Source organism: Stenotrophomonas sp. YJH_SMC_6, from assembly GCF_059371335.1.
The window spans coordinates 75378-90903 of sequence record NZ_JCAFUM010000015.1; the positions used below are offsets into that span (position 1 = coordinate 75378).

Genomic DNA, 15526 nt, shown 5'->3' on the forward strand with positions numbered 1-15526 from the left:
AGTTCCTCGCTCTCATGGTCGGTAGCTCGCCCGCACGCAGCCATGATTCTGGTTGGTTGGGGAGGCGCGGCTAGTGCATCGATTGTGGCCTCTTCCGGTTGGCGTGGCGCGCGGCGCCTGGAGGGGAGCGCCACAGCTACGGGGTGGGGTCTCACTCCACTGCTGAGCCGTGGGGGAGCCCTGCGGTGGTGGACCTCGCAGGGCGTTCTTCGGAGGTCAAATGCCCAGCCGTGGCGGTCCATGGACTTCGAGAGCGTGTCGCTACTGTCCCGATGGGGCACGCCAGGCATCCTCGGCGTGGGCGGCGCTTTGCGCTGGTCTTCGCAGGGGCAGGTGAACGCGTCGACAGAGGCGCGTTGGCTTTCAAGCAACTCAGCGCGAAGCCAATGGCAGGGGACCTGGGGGTGTGGCGATCGTTTGCCCAGGTCTTGGCGGCTGCGTTGGGGGAGTGCAGCCAAGCTTCCATGGATCGTGCGGCCTCCAGTTCCACCTGATCCTGATCCCGAGCCCGGTTGGCCGGCCGGCAACATGGTCGGACTGAATTTGGGCTGCCCGGTGGTTGGTGGCTTCGGGGTTGTTCCACTCAATCTCGGCGTTGTCGCGTGCTACGCGGTGCGCCCGCAACGAAGGACGTATGTCGTGATCAACACCGTGTCATTCGTACGGCTGCCGGACCGAATGCCGATCGAATTAACAAGAATCACCCTGGAATCGGGCCGTAGCGCGTGGGGCTGGACGTTTGACTTTGAGCTTGCCGATCCGGGGCAGCTGGATCTCCTGAAACCCACAGCGGCAGGCCCGCGCCAGTTCGAGGTTGTGCTCAACGGCCATGCCTGGACTGGGATCGTGGAGAGCTATCAGAAGCAGCGCGAGTTCGCGGATGGGGCGGTACGCCTCAGTGGTCGGTCGCGCACCGCGCTTCTTGCTGCGCCCTACGCGCCAGCTCGGGTGAAGGTCACCGGCGATGATCGGAGCGTGTCGCAGCTGGTGGCGGAGGAGCTCGCCGATACGGGCTTCACAAGCCAGTACGGGACTGTCGACTGGATTGTTCCTGCGGGTGCGTGGTTCTATGACGCTAACACGCCTCTCGATGCCATCAGTGGCTTGGCCGGGGCAAGTGGCGCAGTGGTGCAGTCCGACCCAGCGCAGCCGGTGTTGCGGGTCAGGGCCAGCTATCCAGTCAGCCCGTGGCATTGGCGGGAATCACCTCCTGACCATGTTGTGCAGGAGGACATCGTCCTTACTGAGAGCCTCCAGATGCGCAGCGCGCCGCTGTACGATGCGGTGGTGGTCACCGGTGAGCTGCCGGGGAAGGGCATCACCTGCAAAGTGCGCAAGGACGGCGAGGCAGGTCAGCTGTTCGCGCAACAGGTCAGCAGCCCGCTGATCAATGTTGCTGCTGCTGGCGCCGAGCGCGGTCGGAACATTCTCAGTGATCGCGGTGAGCAAGCCGCTGTCGACCTCACTATGCCGCTGTTTCCCAAACCGCTTAGACCAGGTGAGGTCGGTCCTATCATGCCGTTGGACTTGGTGGAGGTCGTTGGCGCTGCGGGGAGATGGCATGGGCAGTGCGAGTCACTGCGCGTTGATGTTGTGATCGATCAGCAGGCAGTGGTGATCGAGCAGACCGTAACCCTTGAAAGGCACTACAGCGATGCGGACTGACCTCTGGGATCAATTTGGCGAACTGGTCAGCAGCAACCCTCGATTGCTGGCGACCGTCACCGCGCACAACAGTGATGGCACCAGCACGCTCACGACGTACGACGGTGTACAGATGCGGGCGTTTGGCCAGCTGCAGCAGGCCATCCCATACAACGTCTGGGTTCGCGGTGGTCGCCTGGTCGATGCGGCTCCCAACCTTCCGGTGATGGAAGTCACCATCTAGCAAGACAGGGCGCTGCCCAGATGCCTGCAAGCATCCAGACAGCGCCGCAACACAGGTGGTCTCAGCACCTGGCATTGGCCGTGGCCCCGTTGCCCTCGCGAGAGCGGCGGGATTGTCGGCTGCCGGCGGTGGGGCGTTGCCTCCGTTCCTAGCGGCAATTAGTAATTCTGCTAAAATGGCGGAACTGCCTTGATGGGGTGTTGTGGCGACAAAAAAAAGAGGTTAAATTCCGCTCAACGACAAGAGGATATTGACTTGAGCGCCAGCGGAACCGAAAACATTGCCGAATTGTTGTCGTCCCAGCTTGATCGCGGATTGCTTCTTGACTTGCAGCGTTTGGTCTTGCGAGCTTTGGAGCGGGCTCAGGAGGCAAGTGCGGATTTTGCAATCGGTCATCGGCCAACCGCCGAGGGCTTTCTGAGGCACTTGATTCTGAACGAGGCGATGGAGAAGGGGCTGGCTGAGGCGGACGTTCCGCGAACCCCTTTGAAGGGCAACTCAATCATGGTTGGCCAGGTCGGAATCGTGACGCTCGGTCGTGTCCATATGGGCAGCGGGAAGTGGAACAACGCCAGACGCAGTAAAGGAAAAGTTAAACTTTGCCGTAACAATGACGTCGTGCGACGGCTGGTTGAGCCGGATCTGTTTTCCGATGTCCGGGTTGATGACGTTCACCAGGTCGCGGTCTTCTTGGTGACCGAGACTGGCCGGGGCGAGGCTAGTGCGCGGATCTATCTGGCTGTCCCGGATGAGACTATGGATTTGAGGAATTGCGTCTTTAAAGAAGAGGTCTCGTTGTTCCTGCAGAGATACGCTAAGCCCACTGATGTTGTGGATAAGGTTGGTCCGAAGCTGAAAAGTGGGATCAAAAAGAAGCGCGATGGCGATGAAGATGAGCCAATGAGATGACACGTTCTATCCAGAATTTTGTACCTGAGCGGCTGACGCAAGCGTTGGCCGCTCGCGGTTTTTCCGCTACGGAATTGGCGGCGCGAGTTGGTGTCACGAGCACCACAATTAGCCGATGGCGAAATGCTGTCCAGATTCCATCTGCGGCCATGTTGGAGGCAATCGCATCGGAGTTGCGGGTGACCGCGGAGTGGTTGACTCGCCCAGTTCGAGAGTCTACTTCCCGGCCCTGCTATCGCGGCAGCATTGCTCAGTTGAAGCAGGATCGTGCGCTCCTTGGAACTCGCATGTCGTGGTTGGAGGAGTTGTCCTCGCAGTTAGAGGAGTATGTCGATTACCCCGAGGTCTGCATTCCGCAGATGGGGCCGCTGCGGCTGTCTGATATCACCAATGCTGTGGTCGAAGAGGCAGCTGAGCGTTGCCGCCGTGCGTGGGGCATGGGGGAGGGACCTGCCGGGGATATCCTCTTACTCTTGGAAAATGCTGGGGTGGTGGTGGCCCGAGAAGAGACCGGAGTTGCGCGCATCGAGGGCTTGTCAGCTTGGAGTGCTGGGGGGCGACCCTTGGTGCTTCTTTGTGCTGACAAGGGCAATGCGTTCCGGAGTCGATTCGACGCTGCGCATGAACTCGGGCATCTGGTACTCCATAAGGGTATAGATGCTCCTGGGGATGCTGCGACTCACAAGTTGATGGAGAGTCATGCGCATCGTTTTGCTGGAGCGTTTCTTCTTCCTGCAAAGGGGTTTGCCGCTGAGGTCAATACTCCAGTGACGCTCAATGGGCTGCTTTTTCTCAAGCAGCGATGGGGGGTCTCTGTCGGTGCGATGATCATGAGGCTGCGTAACTTGGGCATCATCGGTGAAGAGGATTACCTGCGGCTGATCAAACATCGTTCGGCAAAATGGGGCCAGCGCAGTGAACCTGGTGATGGTGATCGGGAGCCAGAGCAACCGCGCCTTTTGCGCCGAACAATGGAACTGTTGGCGAACGAGGGTGTTGTCGTGCCTGGGGCACTACCAGATCTTGTAGGCCTTTCCAGTCGAGATGTTGAGAGCCTGATGGGGCTGCCATTTGGCCATCTTTCAGGGCGCAAAGCCGACATCGTGGAGCTTTCACTGAAGCCGCGCGACCGTGTTGAGCGCGAAGTGCCTATCGATAATGGGACATCCGCTGCGATCCTTCCATTCAACCGAAGAGATGGTTGACAAATCGCGGTCGGGCTTAGAGAAGATGGTCGGAACTGGCATGCGGATCGTCCTGGCCCGCATGCCATCGTCCGTAAAACGCAAAATTACGCAGTTGGGGTGCAATGGCTACGGTTGCTCCTCTCCGTAGAATGAAACCATCTAACTGCATGATTTTACTTGAAAAGTAACGGGACTTTTAATCTTTTGGTCGAAGGTTCGAATCCTTCACGGCCCACCATTGCATCCAATGACCCATGTCATTCAGAAAGGCACCGTAATGCGGTGCCTTTTTTGTTGCCCTGGTCCGTGGCCTCTACTTCGCCCGCACTCCCTTGGCTTTTGCGGCCGCCGCGTCGGCAGCTTGCTGTGCGGCCGTCGCTGCCGCATTCGCGGAACGCACGGCTTCCGCTTGAGCCGCGTCAAAGTCAGCCCGGCGCTGCGCGCTGATCCGGCGTTCCAGTTCTGAATATGCGACGTAGCTCTCCGGATGCTTCGCGACGCAGGCCTGCTGCAGCAGCGGGATCGCGTGGTCGGACAATCCCGGTTGGAGGTGGGCGAGCAGGCAGTCCGCATACGCTGCGGATGCTGGCGGAGTGCTGCTGGACTGCGGTGAGGCGGCGGCAAGGGTGGTGGCGATCAATACACTCAACATGGGAACCTCCTTGTGGATATGAGCGTGGCGGCGACCAGTCTTTGAGCCAAGGTGCCCGTTGCATGGCCATCACCGGCTCCATGGTGCTCCAGTTCCGGCAGATCGGCAAAGTGCCGCGAACGACAGTGCCTCCGGCGGTCTATGCTCGGCATCTTTTCCAGGATGGGCCGTCCCATGCGTCTGATCATGCTGTCGCTGTTGTTGTCCGTCGTCTCCGCCGCGCCGCTGATGGCCGCCGAATCCGCGTCGCCCGCCGCCGCCACGCCGCTGGTCATCGGCGAGACCTTCACCATCGAGTCGAAGGCGCTGGGCGAGACCCGTCGTATCAACGTCTACCGCCCGCAGCCGTGGGGGCTGGACCCGAAGGCACCGCTACCGGTGCTCTACATGCCCGACGGCGGCATCGGCGAGGATTTCCTGCATGTGGCCGGGCTGGTGCAGGTGCTCAGCGGCAACGGCAGCATGCGTCCGTTCCTGCTGGTTGGCATCGAGAACACCGAGCGCCGCCGCGACATGACCGGCCCCAGCAAGGACCCGCAGGACCAGAAGATCGCGCCGCGCATCGGCGGCTCGGCGGCCTACCGTACCTTCCTGCGCGATGAACTGATGCCGCAGGTGCGCCAGCGCTACCCGACTACCGACGAACGCGCGTTGATCGGCGAGTCGCTGGCTGGCCTGTTCGTGGTCGAGACGCTGCTGCAGGAGCCGACGCTGTTCAACAGCTACATCGCGCTGGACCCCAGCCTGTGGTGGAACCGTGGCGCAATGCTGGCCGGCGCGGCCAAGCAGCTGCCGGCGGTGACGCGTGCGCAGCCGCGCGTGTTCCTGGCCAGCAGTGGGCAGCCAGAGCTGGCTGCGTCCGCCGCGCAGTTGGCCACGCTGCTGCAACAGGCGTCGCCGTCGCCGCTGGTGAAGTACCTGCCGTTGCCGGAGGAAACCCACGCCACGATCTATCATCCGGCCGCGTTGCAGGCGCTGCGCACGCTGTTCCCGGCGCCGCCGCCGGCCTCGCCCTGACCGCACTGGTACCCGCCTGCACACCATGCAACGATGCGGCAGCGGCGCCATCGGGTGCGCCGCCCGCAACGGGAGCGTGTGGATGCAGCGTGTGCGTGGATGGAGTGTGGCGGCCTGCCTGGCCGTGAGTGGCTGTGCGATGTCGGTGGCGCCGCCCGCAATGCAGAGTGAAGCGAAGGACAGTGCGCCGACTGCCACGCCGGGTGTGGTGCTGCCGGACACCGAAGCGCTGCGCGTGCACGACCCGGTCGGCCGCGACTATCCGGTCTGGGTGGCGCTGCCGGCCGACTATGCGGCGCATCCGGAAAAGCACTACCCGGTGCTGTACGTGACCGATGCGCTGTACAGCTTCCCGCTGGTGCGCAGCGTGCGCAACATGGTCGGGCAGAAGGGCGTCAACATCGAGGATTTCATCCTGGTCGGGCTGCCGCCGCAGGAAGGCCTGACCTCCAAGCAGAGCCGCTCGCGCGATTACACGCCCAGCGACCCGGTGCGTAACGATCCGCGTGATTACAGCGATGACGTCAGCTACGGCGGCGCGGCGCACTACCGCGATTTCCTCGCTGGGCAGGTACTGCCGATGATCGATGCGCGCTACCGCACCGATCCGGCGCGGCGTGCCTATGCGGGTCATTCCTATGGTGGCCTGTTCGGCGCCTATGTGCTGACCACGCGCCCGGACATGTTCCGCACCTACATCCTGTCCAGCCCATCGCTGTGGTTCGACGACCATCGGGTGCCGCGCATGCAGGCCGAAGCCAAGGCGCCGGCGCAGTCGACCACGGTGGTGCTGTCGGTGGGCAGCTTTGAAACGGTCAAGCCCGAACCGCGTTACTTCACCCGCAACGACATGCTGCGCCACAACGCCGAATTCGCCGAGCAGCTGCGCAGCAGCGGGCGATCGTTGAAAGTGGAGAACATGGTGATCGATGACGAGGATCACTTCACCGTCTACCCGGACATGATCACCCGCGCACTGCTGAAGGTGTTCCCGGGTACCGGACCGTACAGCAGCGGTTGATGAATGCCTCAGGCCGCCTGTGCATCCGGCCCGGTCAATACGCCCACATCGGCGTGCCGGAAGCACAGCCGGATGGCGTCGAGCAGCTCGCTCATGTTGTACGGCTTGGGCAGGAAATGGATGCCGTCGCGCAGCTGCGGCAGCACCTGGTGCTGGTCCATGCCCGACGTCACCAGGATCGGCAGCTGGGGATACAGGCCGCGGACCCGGTTGGCGGCTTCAATGCCACTGATCGCGCCCAGATTCACGTCGGTGAACAGCAGGTCGAAACGCTCACCGGCGGCCAGCAGGCCCAGTGCCGCTTCGGCAGAGCTCACGCCCACCACGTGGCAGGCCTGGCTTTCCAGCGCAAGACGGCTCAGCTCGCGGGTTTCCTCGGCGTCCTCGATGAGCAGGACGCGGGGTTCAACGTGGCGCTTGGACAGCAACATGACGCGACAACTCCGGACAGCAACGGTGAAAAGGCGCGCAAGTATGCGCAAGCCGGTAGTGATCCCGACGTGCACGGCAAGCTAAGCGGGCGTTACAGGCCTCTCTGGCGCCGGAGCCGCACGTGCCAGGCCAGCACCGCGACCGCGAGCAGGGCGGTGCCGATGCGCAGGCTGGTGGCCTGCCAGCCCAATGCGAGGGCGTCATCGAGGCTGAACACATTCCAGGCCAGGTTCATCGAAACATGCAGGACCAGGCCGCACCAGAGCGTGTTGCCGTCAAGGTGGTCGAGCCAGGCGAAGATGAAGCCGCCCACGGCGATCACCGCGCCGACGAACAGCGCGATGCCGCCGCCGTCGAACCCGCCGAAGCCGAGCCAGTGCACCATGCCGAACAACAGCGCCTGCGGCAGTGCAAGCCATGGCCAGGGGCCGCGCACGATCTTCACCAGCAGCACGAAGCCCAGGCCGCGGAAGAGCACTTCCTCGGCCAGCGGGAACAGCACCGCCAGCATGGCGGCATCCAGTGCATTCAGTGCCCTGTTCGGTGTTCCGAGCAGCGCCAGGCCCAGCCAGCACGGCAGGCTGGCCAGCAGCACCCACATGGGGCCGCTCCAGCCGTTGCCGCGCAGCCCCAGGCTGGCCATCAGGCCCATGTCACGGGGCCGCAGCAGCGCGGCCAGCAGCAGTGCCGCCAGTACCGCCAGCGCGTTGTCCAACAGGCTGCCGCCATAGGGGAAGGGCAGTGCGGGAATCGGTGTGCCGATGGCCGCGGCGATATCGCGCAGGTTCAGGCCAAGGCCGACGCCCAGCAGCACCAGCAACAGGCGTGCGGTGGTGGGCAGGCGGGACAACACGGTCATGTACGCATTCCCTGCGGAACAAGGGCGCAGTGTGCCCCGCGGTACGCATGTGGGCACACGCCGGAAGTCCCTGTGCCATCGGTCATGCGTTGCCGCACAGTCATCGCGGTGCAGGTACAGTCGAAACCAGACCGACAGGAGCAATGCCGATGCTGTGCCCCGTGTGCAAGACCCAGACGCTGCAGATGGCCGAACGCCATGGCATCGAGATTGATTATTGCCCGAGTTGCCGCGGTGTGTGGCTGGATCGTGGCGAGCTGGACAAGATCATCGAACGTGCGGGCGCCGGTGCTGCAGTACCTCCGCCAGCGCCCGTGCAGGCTCAGCCGACGTCCGCGCCGCCACCGGTGATGCACCGTGATACCCGCCACCTCGGCCAGCGCTACGAGGACAACCGGGGACACGGCTACAGGAAAAAGAAGAAGGACAGCTTCCTGTCGGAGTTGTTCGATTTCTAGTTTGTAGCGTCGAGCCATGCTCGACTTTTGGCGCTAACAGTCGAGCAAGCTTCACTCTACATGGGGCGCGTGATCACGGCCGCCGCAGGATGAACTCGCGGTCGTGCGTGTCACCGACGATGAAGTCGTACTCGCCAACCTTGCTGCAGCCATAGCGCGCGTAGAAGCGCTGCGCGCCGAAATTCTCTTCCCACACGCCCACCCACAGGGTGCGGCGCTGCGGCTGGTCCAGCCACGCCATGAACGCGTCCATCATGCGTGCACCATGTCCGCCGTTCTGGTGTGCGGCCAGGATGTAGAACCGCTTCAGTTCGATGTCACCCTCGCATGCATCCGTGTGCGGCAAGGTGTTGGCACCCGCGGCCAGGTAGCCGACCACGGCGTCACCGTCCAGCAACAGCCAGATGGCACTGCGTGGGTCGGACAGTTCGATGCGCTGCGGTTCGCTGCTGTAGTGCGCCTGCAGGAAATCGTGCAGCTCCTGCGGCGGATAGGAGTCGCCCCAGGTTTCGTTGTACGTGGCGATGGCGATCGCCGACAGCGCATCGACATCGGCAAGGGTGGCGCGGCGGATCTGCAACGACATGGCGGTGCCTGCATTGGAACGTGGCGAAGTGTAGCCGGCCCCGGCGGCTGCCGGGGCTGGCCATTGCTCACGATCCGCTGCTCAGAACCACATGCGCACGCCGGCCACCCAGCGCGTGTCGCGCGCGTGGTCACCGGCATAGTCGGCGGTGTCGCCAAAACTGCGTTCGTGACTGATGCCGATGTAGGGCGCGAAGCGACGGCTGAACTCGTAGCGCAGGCGCAGGCCGGCCTCTACCTTGTTCAGGCCACGGCCGATGCCGTACTCCTGCTCGTCCTTGGCCGCAACGGTAGCTTCCAGCAGCGGCTGCAGGATCAATCGGTTGGTCAGCAGCACGTCGTACTCGACCTCGGCCTTGGCCAGCACCTGGCCGCCGGAGCCCATGTACAGCGTGGCCGAGCTTTCGAACTTGTACGGCGCCAGACCCTGGATGCCGATGGCCGCCCATGTCCGCGAGTCGGACGGGCGGAAGTCCTGGCGCACGCCGACCAGCACATCCCACCACGGCGACACGCTGCGGCCATACAGTGCTTCCAGTGACGACGATTCGGTGCGGCCGCGGCTGCGTTCGCCATCGGTGCGCAGCCACAGGCGGTTGATGTTGCCGCCGACCCAGCCGGTGGCTTCCCATGCCTGGCCGTTGCTGCTCTTGCCATCCCAATGCTCAAGCCGGTCGATCAGCAGCAGGCTGTTGATCTCCGGCGCGTGTTCCATCGCGCCATGCGCGATCGGCGGGAAGGCCGCGGCGCGGTCGGCATCGGTCGGGACCGGGATCGGTTCGCGCGGTTCGGTGGGTGCAGGCGTGCCGTGGCCCATCGCCCCGTGGTCCATCTGCGAATGGTCCATCGCCGCTGGCTGCATCGCGCCATGGTCCATCTTCGAGTGGTCCATCGTGGAGTGGTCCATGCCGGCGTGATCCGCCGCACCCATGTCCATCTCCGAATGATCCATCTTTGAATGATCGACCGGTTCGGCCGGGGTCTTCGCGCTCTTCGCAGGCGCGTTCATCGCGCCCATGTCATGGCCGGCGTGCGACTGCGCGAACACCGGCAACGCGGCGGCGAGGCCCAGGGCCAGCAGGCTGGGGGAAAGCAGTGAGCGGCTCATTCTTCGATCCTCACTTCGCGCATCATGCCTGCTTCCATGTGGTACAGCAGATGGCAGTGGTAGGCCCAGCGGCCGAGTGCATCGGCGCGCACGCGATAGCTGCGGCGGGTGCCCGGCGGCATGTCGATGGTGTGCTTGCGGACCTGGAACTCACCTTGCGCGTTTTCCAGATCGCTCCACACGCCGTGCAGGTGGATCGGGTGCTGCATCATGGTGTCGTTGACCAGCACGATGCGCATGCGCTCGCCGTAGTTCAGCCGCAGCGGCTCGGCGCTGGCGAACGGGACGCCATCGAACGACCAGGAGAACTTCTCCATGTGGCCGGTCAGGTGCAGCTCGATCTCGCGGCTCGGCTCGCGGCCATCCGGGTCTTCGAACAGGCTGCGCATCGCGCCGTAGGTCAGCACCTGGCGGCCGTTGTCGCGCAGGCCGATGCCGGGGTCGTCCAGCTTCGGCTCGGTGGCCGAACTCTGCATGTCCACCAGCGGGTTGTTGCGCTCGCTGGCCGGATGCTTCGGTACCTTGCTGGCGGCACCGCCGCCGTGCGCACCGTGGCCCATGCTGGCGCCGCAGCTACCTTCCGTGCCCTTCATCGCGGCCATGTCGTGGCCACCATGGCCACTACTGCCCATGTCGTGCCCCATGTCGCTCATCGTCAGCAACGGGCGTGGGTCGCGCCCGGGAATCGGTGCCTGCAGCCCGTGGCGTACCGCCAGCGTGCCGGCGGCGTAGCCGGTGCGACCCATGTCCTGGCAGAAAATGGTGAACGCATCCTGGCCGGTGGGTTCGACCAGCACGTCGTAGGTTTCGGCGGGAGCGATGCGGAATTCGTCGATGCTGACCGGGTGGATGTACTGGCCGTCAGCGGCCACCACGGTCATCTTCAAACCGGGGATGCGCACGTCGAAGTAGGTCATCGACCCGCCGTTGATGAAGCGCAGCAGCACCTTTTCGCCACTGCGGAACAGGCCGGTCCAGTTGCCGGCCGGGGCGGTGCCGTTCATCAGGTAGGTGTAGGTATGCGCGTTGATATCGGAGATATCGGTGGGCGTCATCCGCATCCGGCCCCACATGCCACGGTCGGACAACGCCGCGGACCAACCGTCGCGTTTCGCGTCGCGCAGGAAGTCGGGCAGGGTGCGCTTGTAGTAGTTGTCGTGCTCGGCCAGCTTCTTCATGCGCCGGAACAGTGCGCCCGGATCCATGTCGGTCCAGTCGGACAGCATGATCACGTGCTCGCGGTCGTGGTGGTACGGCGCCGGTTCGGCCGGGTCGATGATCAGCGCGCCGTACAGGCCGGCCTGTTCCTGGAACATCGAGTGGCTGTGGTACCAGTAGGTGCCCGACTGCTTCAGCTGGAAGTGGTAGTGGTAGGTCTCGCCGGGGCCGATGCCGTTGAAGCTCAGGCCCGGCACGCCGTCCATGTTGGCCGGCAGCAGGATGCCGTGCCAGTGGATGGAGGTCGGGTGGCGTTCCAGCGTGTTGCGCACGAACAGGTCCACGGTCTGGCCTTCGCGCCAGCGCAGGATCGGGGCCGGCAACGAGCCGTTGACGGTGATCGCCGGGCGGGTGCGGCCGGTGAAATTGGCCAGCGATTCGCCGATGGCCAGTTCGATGCGGGTATCGCTGAGCACGGCGGGGGCACCGGCCAGCCGTGGGGCGGCAGTGGCGGCGGCGAGCGCGCGCTGCGGCACGCCGACAGCGGCGATGCCGGCGACCACGCCACCGGCGGCCAGGCCCTGCACGAACAGGCGGCGCGACGGCATGGGCACAGCGCCCGGACCGGGGGGATTGCGGGTATTCATGGTGGAGACTCCAGACACGGAAAGACGCCGGCAGGCGGCCGGCTACGGTGCGCAGGGCGCACGGTGCGTGTGGAATCAGCCGATGGGAGGGCGGGAGATCGGTGGCAGCGGCGGCGCCGGACGGCCGGTGGCCGGCATCGGCTGCGGGGCCAGCGACAACGCCGGGCCGGCCATGAACGGCAACGCCTGCACCACCAGCAGCGGGTGCTGGGCGCAGCTGCGCACGCATTCCTTGATCTGGCAGTGGGCGTCGTGGGCGGGGGCCTTGGCCTGCGGGGCCTGATCGGCGTGCATGGCGGCGTGGTGGTGGCAGTCGGCATTGCCGCCTTCAAGGGCGGCTGCCGCGTGGGCCATCCGGCCCATTTCCTCGTGACCGCTGGCCATGGCCGCGTTCAGCCCGTTGAGCAGCAGGCTGAGCATGAGCACGACACGGAGCAGGGTCGAGGCGAGGGACATGGCGCTAATCTAGCCGCAAGCGGCCGTGGATGCACTTCCGGCTGAATGGCCGGTTCAAGGTTGGACCTGCACCAATGTAGAGCCGAACCCGCGCTCGGCTGCTTCTGCGGCCACGGGAGCCGAGCGTGGGCTCGGTGCTACAGGGAGCCCGGCGTCAGCCTTCTTCGCGCACGATCTCGACCAGGCGCGGGCCGTAGCGGCTCAGCTTGGTGCCGCCGATGCCGCCGACCCGGGCCAGTTCATCCAGGCTGGTCGGGCGCTGCTCGGCGATGTTGCGCAGGGTGCTGTCGTGGAAGATCACGAAGGCCGGCACGTTCTGTTCGCGCGCCAGTTCGGCACGCAGGCCGCGCAGGGCGTTGAACAGTGCCAGGTCCTGCGGCAGTACCGACAAGCCGGTGCGCTGCGCACTGCGTTCGCGTCCGCTGGTGCTGCTGGCCGGGTCGCGGCGCATGCTGATCTGGCGGCGGCCGGTCAGTACGTCACGGCTGGCATCGGTCAGGCGCAGGCCACCGTGGCCCTCGCTGTCTACTTCCAGCAGGCTGGCGGCGACCAGCTGGCGGAACACGCTGCGCCAGGTGCGCGCATCCAGATCGCGGCCGATGGCGTAGGTGCTGAGCTTGTCGTGGCCCTGCTGCTTCACCTTCTCGTTCTCGCTGCCACGCAGGACGTCGATCAGGTGGCCGACGCCGAAGCGCTGGCCAGTGCGGTAGACACAGCTCAGCGCCTTCTGCGCCGGAATGGTCGCGTCCCACGAGGCCGGCGGCGTCAGGCAGTTGTCGCAGTTGCCGCACGGCTGGGGATAGGTCTCGCCGAAACCGGCCAGCAGCACCTGGCGGCGGCACTGCATGGATTCGCAGTAGCCCAGCAGGTGATCGAGCTTGCCCCGCTCCAGCTGCTTGCGTTCTTCGCCGGCCTCGGATTGTTCGATCATCTGCTTGAGCAGTACCACGTCGCCCAGGCCGTAGCACAGCCAGGCCTCGGCAGCTTCGCCATCACGACCAGCGCGGCCGGTTTCCTGGTAGTAGCCTTCCATCGACTTGGGCAGGTCGGTATGCGCGACAAAGCGCACGTCCGGCTTGTCGATGCCCATGCCGAAGGCGATGGTGGCGCACATGACGATGCCGTCCTCGCGCAGGAAGCGGCGCTGGTTGTTCGCGCGCACTTCCGGCGGCAGGCCGGCGTGGTAGGGCAGGGCGTTGAAGCCCTGGCCGCAGAGGAATTCAGCGGTCTCCTCGACCTTGCGCCGCGACATGCAGTAGACGATGCCGGCCTCGCCACGGTGGCCGCGCAGGAAATCGGTCAGCTGCTTGCGCGCGTTGTCCTTCTGCACCACGGTGTAGCGGATGTTGGGGCGGTCGAAGGAGCTGACGAAGTGGCGTGCTTCCTGCAGATCCAGGCGCTCGGCGATCTCGCGCTGGGTCGGCGGGTCGGCGGTGGCGGTGAGCGCGATCCGCGGAATCTGCGGCCAGCGCTCGTGCAGTACGGTCAGCTGGCGGTATTCCGGGCGGAAGTCGTGGCCCCACTGCGACACGCAGTGGGCTTCGTCGATGGCGAACAGGGCGATCTGGCTGCGCGACAACAGCGACAGGAAGCGGCCGGTCAGCAGCCGCTCGGGAGCGACATAGAGCATGTCCAGCTCACCCGCGAGCAGTTCGCGCTCGACGCGGCCGGCGGTCTCGGCATCCAGGGTTGAATTCAGGTATTCGGCACGCACGCCGAGCTGGCGCAGGGCTTCGACCTGGTCCTGCATCAGCGCGATCAGCGGCGAGATGACGATGCCACATCCGTCACGCAGCAGGGCCGGGACCTGGTAGCACAGCGACTTGCCACCGCCGGTGGGCATCAGTACCAGGGCATCACGACCGGCAGCCACATGCTCCACGATGTCCTGCTGCGGACCACGGAAATCGTCGTAACCAAAGACGCGTTGGAGCAGGTCGTGCGCGGGACGGGAAGCCATCCGGCTAGTTTACCCCGGCGGGGGTGTCTCGGCAGGGCTGCGCCCTGCACCTGCCGAAGCCTTCAAGCCAGAGCAACGTCAAAGGCGACAGCCGGCTCTGGGGTGTCTTCCGGCTGGGCGGGGCGGTGTGGGCTTGCAGGACACGCCGTAAACCCGTCCTTGGGGGCTCGATGGCGCCATCCATGGCGCCAACGGTCCTGCAAGCCCACACCGCCCCACCCCCGACAGTTTCCCGGTGACGGTGGATCCATCCACGCCATGCGTGGATGAAATCTGTCAGATATCGACAAACAAAATGGGGTCAGATCCGTTTTCCTGCGGAAAACGGATCTGACCCCAAGCAATGCCCTGGCAGATCGCGAAAATCTGTCGAAGGCGGGGTGGGTCCGGTTGAGGGGGTGTGAGCGGCATGGATGCCGCGACCAAGCCCCCATGGACGGGTTTACGGCGTCCCCCTCAACCGGACCCACCCCGCCAACCTTCAGGAAACTGGCTTTTGCTCTGGCTCTGGCTTGAAGGCTTCGGCGGGTGCAGGGCTGCAAGCCCTGCCGCCCCCAACCCTTACTGCAGCAGGGAACGCAGCATCCAGGCGTACTTCTCGTGGGTCTGCAGCCGCTGGGTCATCAGATCCTCGGTCGGGGCGTCGTCCCCCTTGGCCGCCACCTCCAGCACTTCACGTGCCGTACGGCAGACCGCTTCGTTGGCGACCACCAACTGGCGTACCATTTCACGCCAGTCCGCACTGTCGGTCAGGCCCGGTTCCTCGGCGATCGAGGTCAGCGCAGCGAATTCCCGGTAGGAGCCCGGGGCATTGAAGCCCAGCGCGCGGATGCGCTCGGCCACGTCGTCCAGTGCCGCCCACTGCTCGGTGTACTGCGTCTCGAACATGGTGTGCAGCGAGTTGAACATCGACCCGGTCACGTTCCAGTGGAAGTTGTGCGTCTTCAGGTAGAGCGTGAACGCATCGGCCTGGAAGCGCGACAGACCGTCGGCGATCTTCTTGCGGTCGCCCTGGGTGATCCCGATATCGATGTTCGGTGCCGACGGTGCCGCCGCAGCAAGCTTCTGCTTGCCGGTCTTGGCCTTGGTCGTGCTCTTGGTCTTCGCCATGGGGTTCCTCCTTGTGGAATCGTTGGCCTTCACAATAAACCGGTCGTGATGACTGGTCGCTTTCAAAGTTTTGAACGAA

Annotated in this window: 16 protein-coding genes and 1 pseudogene; 8 read left to right on the top strand and 9 right to left on the bottom strand. The window is 64.7% G+C overall.

The annotated features are described in order from the left end of the window. The first annotated feature begins 639 nt into the window (after positions 1-639). The 5 genes and pseudogenes from AC5P9N_RS17400 (at position 640) to AC5P9N_RS17420 (ending at position 4002) form a co-directional block, all read left to right on the top strand. Positions 640-1665, top strand: a complete 1026-nt coding sequence (locus AC5P9N_RS17400; RefSeq protein WP_495223867.1) for a hypothetical protein — start codon at positions 640-642, stop codon at positions 1663-1665. After that, the gene (locus tag AC5P9N_RS17405; protein WP_495223868.1) at positions 1655-1888 is read left to right on the top strand and encodes a hypothetical protein; all 234 of its coding nucleotides are present in this window, start codon (positions 1655-1657) and stop codon (positions 1886-1888) included. The genes AC5P9N_RS17400 and AC5P9N_RS17405 overlap by 11 nt, the downstream gene beginning before the upstream one ends. Before the next feature lie 255 nt (positions 1889-2143). Next, a complete protein-coding gene (locus AC5P9N_RS17410) occupies positions 2144-2797 on the top strand; it encodes a hypothetical protein (RefSeq protein ID WP_495223869.1) in 654 nt (217 codons plus the stop codon). Beyond that, positions 2794-2982 (top strand): annotated as a pseudogene (locus AC5P9N_RS17415) (helix-turn-helix domain-containing protein); the annotation flags it as partial. The gene AC5P9N_RS17410 and the pseudogene AC5P9N_RS17415, both read left to right, overlap by 4 nt. Positions 2983-3084: 102 nt before the next feature. Beyond that, the gene (locus tag AC5P9N_RS17420; protein ID WP_495223870.1) at positions 3085-4002 is read left to right on the top strand and encodes an ImmA/IrrE family metallo-endopeptidase; all 918 of its coding nucleotides are present in this window, start codon (positions 3085-3087) and stop codon (positions 4000-4002) included. Between the two features lie 295 nt (positions 4003-4297). Here the strand turns inward: AC5P9N_RS17420 and AC5P9N_RS17425 are convergent, their stop codons facing one another. Beyond that, entirely contained in the window at positions 4298-4636 is a 339-nt protein-coding gene (locus AC5P9N_RS17425; RefSeq protein WP_043035103.1) for a hypothetical protein, read from the bottom strand. Between the two features lie 174 nt (positions 4637-4810). On the opposite strand from AC5P9N_RS17425, the gene AC5P9N_RS17430 reads away from it, so the two are divergent. Then, positions 4811-5653 carry an alpha/beta hydrolase gene (locus tag AC5P9N_RS17430; RefSeq protein ID WP_043035102.1) on the top strand — a complete coding sequence of 281 codons (843 nt, stop codon included), beginning with the start codon at positions 4811-4813 and terminating at the stop codon, positions 5651-5653. 82 nt (positions 5654-5735) lie between these two features. Continuing rightward, on the top strand, positions 5736-6674 hold the full coding sequence (locus AC5P9N_RS17435; protein WP_099484105.1) for an alpha/beta hydrolase: 939 nt from the start codon (positions 5736-5738) through the stop codon (positions 6672-6674). An 8-nt stretch (positions 6675-6682) separates the two neighbouring features. Here AC5P9N_RS17435 and AC5P9N_RS17440 read toward each other — a convergent pair whose 3' ends face one another. Next, positions 6683-7105 carry a response regulator gene (locus AC5P9N_RS17440; RefSeq protein WP_005414268.1) on the bottom strand — a complete coding sequence of 141 codons (423 nt, stop codon included), beginning with the start codon at positions 7103-7105 and terminating at the stop codon, positions 6683-6685. Between the two features lie 92 nt (positions 7106-7197). Continuing rightward, on the bottom strand, positions 7198-7965 hold the full coding sequence (locus AC5P9N_RS17445; RefSeq protein ID WP_099484104.1) for a CPBP family glutamic-type intramembrane protease: 768 nt from the start codon (positions 7963-7965) through the stop codon (positions 7198-7200). Between the two features lie 149 nt (positions 7966-8114). On the opposite strand from AC5P9N_RS17445, the gene AC5P9N_RS17450 reads away from it, so the two are divergent. Further along, positions 8115-8423 (top strand): TFIIB-type zinc ribbon-containing protein, encoded by a 309-nt coding sequence (locus tag AC5P9N_RS17450; RefSeq protein WP_043035098.1) that lies wholly within the window; start codon positions 8115-8117, stop codon positions 8421-8423. 73 nt (positions 8424-8496) lie between these two features. On the opposite strand, the gene AC5P9N_RS17455 is transcribed toward AC5P9N_RS17450, so the two are convergent. From AC5P9N_RS17455 to AC5P9N_RS17480, 6 genes are all read right to left on the bottom strand, one after another. After that, the gene (locus AC5P9N_RS17455; RefSeq protein ID WP_043035097.1) at positions 8497-9009 is read right to left on the bottom strand and encodes a GNAT family N-acetyltransferase; all 513 of its coding nucleotides are present in this window, start codon (positions 9007-9009) and stop codon (positions 8497-8499) included. An 81-nt stretch (positions 9010-9090) separates the two neighbouring features. Next, entirely contained in the window at positions 9091-10116 is a 1026-nt protein-coding gene (locus AC5P9N_RS17460) for a copper resistance protein B (protein ID WP_043035096.1), read from the bottom strand. Further along, positions 10113-11921, bottom strand: a complete 1809-nt coding sequence (locus tag AC5P9N_RS17465) for a copper resistance system multicopper oxidase (protein ID WP_099484103.1) — start codon at positions 11919-11921, stop codon at positions 10113-10115. The genes AC5P9N_RS17460 and AC5P9N_RS17465 overlap by 4 nt, the downstream gene beginning before the upstream one ends. Before the next feature lie 75 nt (positions 11922-11996). After that, positions 11997-12377 carry a CopL family metal-binding regulatory protein gene (locus AC5P9N_RS17470; protein ID WP_099484102.1) on the bottom strand — a complete coding sequence of 127 codons (381 nt, stop codon included), beginning with the start codon at positions 12375-12377 and terminating at the stop codon, positions 11997-11999. 154 nt (positions 12378-12531) lie between these two features. Beyond that, positions 12532-14337 (bottom strand): DNA helicase RecQ, encoded by a 1806-nt coding sequence (gene recQ, locus AC5P9N_RS17475; RefSeq protein ID WP_043035090.1) that lies wholly within the window; start codon positions 14335-14337, stop codon positions 12532-12534. A 561-nt stretch (positions 14338-14898) separates the two neighbouring features. Beyond that, positions 14899-15447, bottom strand: coding sequence for a Dps family protein (locus tag AC5P9N_RS17480; protein ID WP_005410730.1), 549 nt, complete (start codon positions 15445-15447; stop codon positions 14899-14901). Positions 15448-15526: the final 79 nt, after the last annotated feature.

Bases quoted from the DNA above. Each gene is read 5' to 3' on its own strand.
- AC5P9N_RS17405 (WP_495223868.1), top strand. From the start codon at position 1,655: ATGCGGACTGACCTCTGGGATCAATTTGGCGAACTGGTCAGCAGCAAC.
- AC5P9N_RS17420 (WP_495223870.1), top strand. From the start codon at position 3,085: ATGTCGTGGTTGGAGGAGTTGTCCTCGCAGTTAGAGGAGTATGTCGAT.
- AC5P9N_RS17425 (WP_043035103.1), bottom strand. From the start codon at position 4,636: ATGTTGAGTGTATTGATCGCCACCACCCTTGCCGCCGCCTCACCGCAG.
- AC5P9N_RS17430 (WP_043035102.1), top strand. From the start codon at position 4,811: ATGCGTCTGATCATGCTGTCGCTGTTGTTGTCCGTCGTCTCCGCCGCG.
- AC5P9N_RS17435 (WP_099484105.1), top strand. From the start codon at position 5,736: ATGCAGCGTGTGCGTGGATGGAGTGTGGCGGCCTGCCTGGCCGTGAGT.
- AC5P9N_RS17440 (WP_005414268.1), bottom strand. From the start codon at position 7,105: ATGTTGCTGTCCAAGCGCCACGTTGAACCCCGCGTCCTGCTCATCGAG.
- AC5P9N_RS17445 (WP_099484104.1), bottom strand. From the start codon at position 7,965: ATGACCGTGTTGTCCCGCCTGCCCACCACCGCACGCCTGTTGCTGGTG.
- AC5P9N_RS17450 (WP_043035098.1), top strand. From the start codon at position 8,115: ATGCTGTGCCCCGTGTGCAAGACCCAGACGCTGCAGATGGCCGAACGC.
- AC5P9N_RS17455 (WP_043035097.1), bottom strand. From the start codon at position 9,009: ATGTCGTTGCAGATCCGCCGCGCCACCCTTGCCGATGTCGATGCGCTG.
- AC5P9N_RS17460 (WP_043035096.1), bottom strand. From the start codon at position 10,116: ATGAGCCGCTCACTGCTTTCCCCCAGCCTGCTGGCCCTGGGCCTCGCC.
- AC5P9N_RS17465 (WP_099484103.1), bottom strand. From the start codon at position 11,921: ATGAATACCCGCAATCCCCCCGGTCCGGGCGCTGTGCCCATGCCGTCG.
- AC5P9N_RS17470 (WP_099484102.1), bottom strand. From the start codon at position 12,377: ATGTCCCTCGCCTCGACCCTGCTCCGTGTCGTGCTCATGCTCAGCCTG.
- recQ (WP_043035090.1), bottom strand. From the start codon at position 14,337: ATGGCTTCCCGTCCCGCGCACGACCTGCTCCAACGCGTCTTTGGTTAC.
- AC5P9N_RS17480 (WP_005410730.1), bottom strand. From the start codon at position 15,447: ATGGCGAAGACCAAGAGCACGACCAAGGCCAAGACCGGCAAGCAGAAG.